This is a genomic window from Pseudoalteromonas sp. PSi26 (assembly GCF_054960575.1).
Map to the genome: position 1 here is coordinate 1 of NZ_JBHNYT010000038.1, position 997 is coordinate 997.

At 37.7% G+C, this 997-nt stretch carries 2 protein-coding genes; both read left to right on the forward strand.

From position 1 onward, the window contains the following. Positions 1-31: 31 nt before the first annotated feature. Positions 32-364, forward strand: coding sequence for a hypothetical protein (locus ACFI34_RS18720; RefSeq protein WP_462674590.1), 333 nt, complete (start codon positions 32-34; stop codon positions 362-364). A gap of 7 nt (positions 365-371) precedes the next feature. Next, a complete protein-coding gene (locus ACFI34_RS18725; RefSeq protein ID WP_462674591.1) occupies positions 372-785 on the forward strand; it encodes a hypothetical protein in 414 nt (137 codons plus the stop codon). Positions 786-997 lie beyond the last annotated feature (212 nt).

A 997-nucleotide genomic window follows, 5' to 3' on the forward strand; every position in this document is an offset into this window, starting at 1 on the left:
GCGTATTAGATTTGAATAATACGAGGGTATTTTGAAAAGTATGTTTTTGGTCGGTTACGATTATGGGAACGGCGGTATTTGGCGAGTGATTGCAGCAGTAAGTAAATCCCAGATCGTCGAGAGGTATCCAGAATTAATCATCACTGATGATAAACCAGATTGGATGTCAAATAATATGCTAGCTGATTTGTATGAAAAGTTCATTTGTATTGAGGATAGAGACAATGAGTTTTTTAAAATATCGTCAGTAGTCGCTGAATCAATAATCGTATTAAGGGTTAGAATGTTTCTTCGATTCACGCATAACAAAAACATTAACCGGATTTTGGCAAAAGCCGCCAAAACCGGTTATGTAAAGTGTTAGGTTTCAGGTGAATGATTTGACACATTTCCATTGGCGCTCTTATAAAAAATTTTTTGCAATACTTGGGTTTGGTTGTTTTCTTGTATTTATTGCATCTGTGGGCCCGGTAACTGGCGATTTTAAAGCACAGGCTAGTTTACTCATTGGATTTGTTTTTATTTTCATATCCATTGTCGCCATTGCGCGAAAAGGAGTCTGGGTTGAGACTAATGAGCTGGGTGTAAAATATCGTAATCTGTTTGGCAATAAAACAGTAAGCTGGGAAGAAATATTGCAGAGCTACACACTGACAATCAAATTCACCACATCTGTCTATATTAAAACTGCGAGTGGCAAATCAATTACATTACCAATTTCAGGCAGGAAGGCGATTGAAATTTGTGAAACGATAAATAGGCTTAAAAGTGAACAAGAAACCTAACAAAAAAATTGAAACGGACATTGGCAAGAGCGGCCAACGCCGCTTAATTTGGTGTTATGTGGCATGGAAGGTTAAGTGAAAATATTTATTGGAATTGTAGTTTTAACGTCAGCTTTGATTGCGATTATTGCCTTTAGCAACCAGGCTCAAGTGTTCTTACTCCACAAGATGTACTCTCTAGGTTCTGGTATGGACGATGGGGCAACAGAGTT